A 5,076-nucleotide genomic window follows, 5' to 3' on the forward strand; every position below is an offset into this window, starting at 1 on the left:
GTCCCTGTCCAGGACGCCGTTCGTCGGGCTGTTCGTCATCGTCGCCCTCCGCATCCCGTTCGGGCACCCTGTTGTCAGCCTGTGCCTCCAGGGGGCGCACGAGTCAGACCAGAAGACGCGGACATCGGACCGTACGCAGAAGAGGGAGACCGCGATGAGCGCACCCGACAGCAGCCCGGTCGGCGCCGAACGCAGCATCGGCCAGCTGTTCGCCTCGGCGACGGCGGAAATGTCGGCGCTGGTGCACGACGAGATCGCGCTGGCGAAGGCGCAGCTCAAGCATGACGTGAAGCGCGGCGCGACCAGCGGCGGTGCCTTCTCGGCGGCCGGCGCGGTGCTGATCTTCTCCCTGCCGATGCTGAACTTCGCGCTGGCGTACGGCATCCGCACCTGGAGCGACTGGAACCTCGCGGTCTGCTTCCTGCTGTCCTTCGCGGCGAACGTGCTGGTCGCGGGCGGGCTGGCGCTGATCGGCATGGTCTTCGCGAAGAAGGCCAAGAAGAGCAAGGGCCCGCAGAAGGTCGCCGCCTCGATGAAGGAGACCGCAGTCGTGCTGCAGAAGGCCAAGCCGCACCCGCGGCCGGAGCTCCCGCAGGACCGGGTCCCCGAGGCCATCGAGGCTGTGGCACGCTCGTCCTCATGACGGACCCCGCCCCTGCCCCGGCACAACCGGCCTCGGCCGTACTCCTGGACGGCCCCTGGAGCCACCGCGACGTGGCCGCCAACGGCGCCCGCTTCCACATCGCCGAGCTGGGGGACGGGCCGCTGGTCCTGCTGCTGCACGGTTTCCCGCAGTTCTGGTGGACCTGGCGGCACCAGCTGGTGGCGCTCGCCGACGCCGGCTTCCGGGCCGTCGCCATGGACCTGCGGGGTGTCGGCGGGAGCGACCGCACCCCGCGCGGCTACGACCCCGCCAACCTCGCGCTCGACGTCACCGGCGTCATCCGCTCCCTCGGCGAGCCCGACGCCGCGCTGGTCGGCCACGACCTCGGCGGATACCTCGCGTGGACGGCCGCCGCGATGCGTCCCAAGCTGGTGCGGCGGCTGGCGGTCTCGTCCATGCCGCACCCGCGGCGCTGGCGCTCGGCCATGCTGAGGGACGTCAAGCAGAGCCGCGCCGGTTCACACATCTGGGGGTTCCAGCGGCCCTGGATCCCGGAGCGGCAGCTCACCGCCGACGACGGGGCCCTCGTTGCGGAGCTGATCCAGGAGTGGTCCGGCCCGCGCCCACCCGAGGACGAGGCGCTGGAGAGGTACCGCCGCGCCATGTGCATCCCCTCCGCGGCGCACTGCGCGGTCGAGCCGTACCGCTGGATGGTGCGCTCCCTCGCCCGCCCGGACGGCATCCAGTTCAACCGGCGGATGAAGCGGCCCGTGCGCGTGCCGACCCTGCATCTGCACGGCTCGCTCGACCCCGTGATGCGCACCCGCAGCGCGGCCGGGTCCGGCGAGTACGTCGAAGCCCCCTACCGCTGGCGCCTGTTCGACGGACTCGGCCACTTCCCGCACGAGGAAGACCCGGTCGCGTTCTCCTCGGAACTCATCAACTGGCTGCGGGATCCCGAACCCGACCGGTGACAGGCCGGTCCCGCCCGGTCACCGGCACGTGAACGCTTGTCTGACGAACGGCCAATTGCCTGGCGCATAGGCCAATTGGACGCCCCGGGAGCGGTTATCGACCATGGGGCGGGGGCACACGTCGGGGTATGGGCTGGACGCACGACTACAGTGACGCAACCCGCAATCGCCACTCGGCGGGCGGTGCGAACCCCCACCAGCGAAGCGGCGCACCGCAGATGGCGACCGCGGACCCCCGGGTCGGGATTCCGCGTATCCTCCGCCGCCGGGCCCGCTGGGTCTCCGTACGTCTGCGCCACACTCGCGACTGAGGCACCACTCGCGCGAGTGACACCCCGCCACCTGCCGCTCCGGGGCCGCCCCTGGAGCCGCCGGGTCTACAGGGCACAGCTGTCGCTGCCCACCTGCTGGGCTTCGGTGCGTCCCTTGGTGATGTCCTCCCGGATCTCGTCCACGGTCAGCGCGTATCCCGTCTCGGCGTCGTCGAGCGACTTGGCGAAGACGACGCCGTAGACCTTGCCGTCGGGGGTGAGCAGCGGGCCGCCGGAGTTGCCCTGGCGGACGGTTGCGAAGAGGGAGTAGACGTCGCGGCGGACCGTGCCGCGGTGGTAGATGTCCGGGCCGTTGGCGGTGATGCGGCCGCGCACGCGGGCGGCCCGCACGTCGTACGCCCCGTTCTCCGGGAAGCCTGCGACGATCGCACCGTCGCCGCTGCTCGCGTCCTTCTCGGTGAACCGCAGCACGGGCGCTTTCAGATCCGGCACGTCGAGGACGGCGATGTCACGCCGCCAGTCGTAGAGCACGACCTTGGCGTCGTACTTCCTGCCCTCGCCGCCTATCTGCACGGTCGGCTCGTCGACTCCGCCCACCACGTGCGCGTTGGTCATCACACGGCGGTCGGAGAAGACGAAGCCGGTGCCCTCCAGAACCTTGCCGCAGCTCGGGGCCGTACCCATGACCTTGACGATGGAGCGCTGGGCGCGGTTCGCCACGGGGCTGTTCGCCAGCGCCGGGTCGGGCGGCTGGACGTCGGTGATCGGCTCGTTCGAGAAGGGGCTGAAGACCTGCGGGAAGCCGTTCTGCGCAAGGACGGAGGAGAAGTCCGCGAACCAGGTGGCAGCCTGGTCCGGCAGGGCCTGCGAGACGCCCAGCAGCACCTTGGAGTTGCGGACCTCCTTGCCGAGCGTCGGCAGTGTGGTGCCCGCGAGGGCCGAGCCGATCAGCCAGGCGACCAGGAGCATCGCCACGACGTTGACCAGGGCGCCGCCGGTGGCGTCGAGGGCCCGGGCCGGGGACCAGGTGATGTGCCGGCGCAGCTTGTTGCCGAGGTGGGTGGTGAGGGCCTGGCCGACGGAGGCGCAGACGATGACGACGACGACCGCGACGACGGCGGCGGTCGTGTTCACCTCCGCGTTGTCCGTCAGCGCGTCCCAGAGGACGGGCAGCACGTACACCGCGACGAGGCCGCCGCCCAGGAAGCCGATCACCGACAGGATGCCGACGACGAACCCCTGGCGGTACCCCACGACCGCGAACCACGCGGCGGCGACCAGCAACAAGATGTCCAGCACGTTCACGGAGGCCACCCTGTCATGCGCGCCAGTCGAGCGGGACCTGCTTCTCGCGGTCCCAGGGCCGCTCCCAGCCCGCGAAGTGCAGCAGCCGGTCGATGATTCCGGCCGTGAAACCCCAGACAAGGGCTGATTCGACTAGAAATGCCGGACCTCGGTGGCCGCTGGGGTGGACGGTGGTCGCCCGGTTTGCGGGATCCGTGAGATCCACCACGGGGACGGTGAAGACCCGGGCGGTCTCGTTCGGGTCGACGACTCCGACCGGGCTCGGCTCGCGCCACCAGCCCAGCACGGGTGTGACGACGAAGCCGCTGACCGGGATGTAGAGCCGGGGCAGGACGCCGAAGAGCTGGACGCCGGAGGGGTCGAGGCCGGTCTCCTCCTCCGCCTCGCGCAGGGCGGCCCGCAGCGGGCCGTCGCCGTACGGGTCGCCGTCCTCAGGGTCGAGGGCGCCGCCCGGGAAGGAGGGCTGGCCGGCGTGCGAGCGCAGGGAGCTCGCGCGCTCCATGAGCAGCAGCTCCGGGCCGTGCGCCCCTTCACCGAAGAGCACCAGCACGGCGGACTGCCGCCCCGCCCCGTCCTCCGGCGGCAGGAACCGGCTCAGTTGCCTCGGGCGGACGGTCTCCACGGCGTGCACCACCGGGTCCAGCCAGCCGGGCAGTCCGTCCTTGCTCAGCACCGCCGGGCCGCCCTGTGTGTCGCTCGCACGCGTCATCGCCACCCCCGTCGTCCTGCCGCATCCAACGCACGACGGACCCGAGATCGTTCCGCCGACGGCCGGGATCCCCTGAACGGGCGGCGCGTGAGGCTCTTCGGATGGCGCGTGGGGCTTTTCGAGTCGCGCGTCGGGCCGCTCGGGCCGCGCGTCGGATGCTGCGGGCGCCTCGGGCAGCTCATCCGGCCCCCAGCGGCGGCGCCGGTTTGCCGCCCGCGTCCAGATAGGCCTGAGGGGGCTTCAGACGCTGCCCGGGGAAGCCGCCCTTCTCGTACTTGAGGAGCTTCTTCGCCTTCTCCGGGTCGGTCTCGCCCTCACCGTAGGCCGGGCAGAGCGGGGCGATCGGGCAGGCGCCGCACGCGGGCTTGCGGGCGTGGCAGATGCGGCGGCCGTGCCAGATGACGTGGTGCGACAGATCCGTCCAGTCGCTCTTCGGGAAGAGCGCGCCGATGGCGGCCTCGATCTTGTCCGGGTCGGTCTCGCCGGTCCACCGCCAGCGGCGCACCAGGCGCTGGAAGTGCGTGTCGACGGTGATGCCGGGGCGGCCGAAGGCGTTGCCGAGCACGACGAACGCGGTCTTGCGGCCAACGCCGGGCAGCTTGACCAGGTCCTCGAGCCGGCCGGGCACCTCGCCCCCGAAGTCCTCCACCAGGGCCTTCGACAGCCCTATGACCGACTTCGTCTTGGCCCGGAAGAAGCCGCACGGGCGGAGGATCTCCTCCACCTCCTCGGGGTTGGCGGCGGCCAGGTCCTCCGGGGTCGGGTACGTGGCGAAGAGGGAGGGTGTCGTCTGGTTGACGCGCAGGTCGGTCGTCTGGGCGGACAGGACCGTGGCGACGACCAGTTGGAAGGGGTTCTCGAAGTCCAGCTCGGGGTGCGCGTACGGAAAGACCTCGGCGAGCTCGCGGTTGATCCGGCGGGCCCGGCGGACCAGGGCGGTGGGCGACTCGTCGCCCTGCGGGTGGACGACGGCCTTGGCGGGGGCGGTGCCCTTCAGACGGGCGGTGGCCTTCTTGGGCGCGACCGCGACCTTCCTGGCGGCGGGCGCCTTCTTCACGGCGGCACCCTTCGATGCCTTCTGGGCGGCAGACGACTTGGAAGCGGCCTTCTTGGCGGACGCCGCCTTCGTCGCGGACGCCGCCTTCGTCGCGGACGCCGCCTTCGTCGCGGACGCCGCCTTCTTGGAGGACGCCGTCTTCGTCGCGGACGCCG

At 71.7% G+C, this 5,076-nt stretch carries 6 protein-coding genes; 3 read left to right on the forward strand and 3 right to left on the reverse strand.

Annotated features, from left to right (window positions below; genetic code table 11):
• Positions 1 to 154: 154 nt before the first annotated feature.
• From ABZ281_RS37295 to ABZ281_RS37305, 3 genes are all read left to right on the forward strand, one after another.
• A complete protein-coding gene (locus tag ABZ281_RS37295) occupies positions 155 to 643 on the forward strand; it encodes a phage holin family protein (protein ID WP_356662477.1) in 489 nt (162 codons plus the stop codon).
• A complete protein-coding gene (locus ABZ281_RS37300) occupies positions 640 to 1,578 on the forward strand; it encodes an alpha/beta hydrolase (protein WP_356662472.1) in 939 nt (312 codons plus the stop codon). The genes ABZ281_RS37295 and ABZ281_RS37300 overlap by 4 nt, the downstream gene beginning before the upstream one ends.
• 128 nt (positions 1,579 to 1,706) lie before the next feature.
• The gene (locus tag ABZ281_RS37305; RefSeq protein WP_356662473.1) at positions 1,707 to 1,889 is read left to right on the forward strand and encodes a hypothetical protein; all 183 of its coding nucleotides are present in this window, start codon (positions 1,707 to 1,709) and stop codon (positions 1,887 to 1,889) included.
• 66 nt (positions 1,890 to 1,955) lie between these two features.
• Here the strand turns inward: ABZ281_RS37305 and ABZ281_RS37310 are convergent, their stop codons facing one another.
• The 3 genes from ABZ281_RS37310 to nth form a co-directional block, all read right to left on the reverse strand.
• The gene (locus tag ABZ281_RS37310) at positions 1,956 to 3,155 is read right to left on the reverse strand and encodes a MarP family serine protease (protein ID WP_356662474.1); all 1,200 of its coding nucleotides are present in this window, start codon (positions 3,153 to 3,155) and stop codon (positions 1,956 to 1,958) included.
• A 13-nt stretch (positions 3,156 to 3,168) separates the two neighbouring features.
• Complete coding sequence (locus ABZ281_RS37315) at positions 3,169 to 3,864, reverse strand: CoA pyrophosphatase (protein ID WP_356662475.1); 696 nt, start codon at positions 3,862 to 3,864, stop codon at positions 3,169 to 3,171.
• Positions 3,865 to 4,042: 178 nt separating this feature from the next.
• Positions 4,043 to 5,076, reverse strand: a 1,034-nt coding sequence (gene nth / locus ABZ281_RS37320) for an endonuclease III (protein ID WP_356662476.1), incomplete at its 5' end; no start/stop codon positions are given.

The sequence above is a fragment of the Streptomyces sp. NPDC006265 genome (assembly GCF_040613555.1).
In the GTDB taxonomy this organism is placed as follows: domain Bacteria; phylum Actinomycetota; class Actinomycetes; order Streptomycetales; family Streptomycetaceae; genus Streptomyces.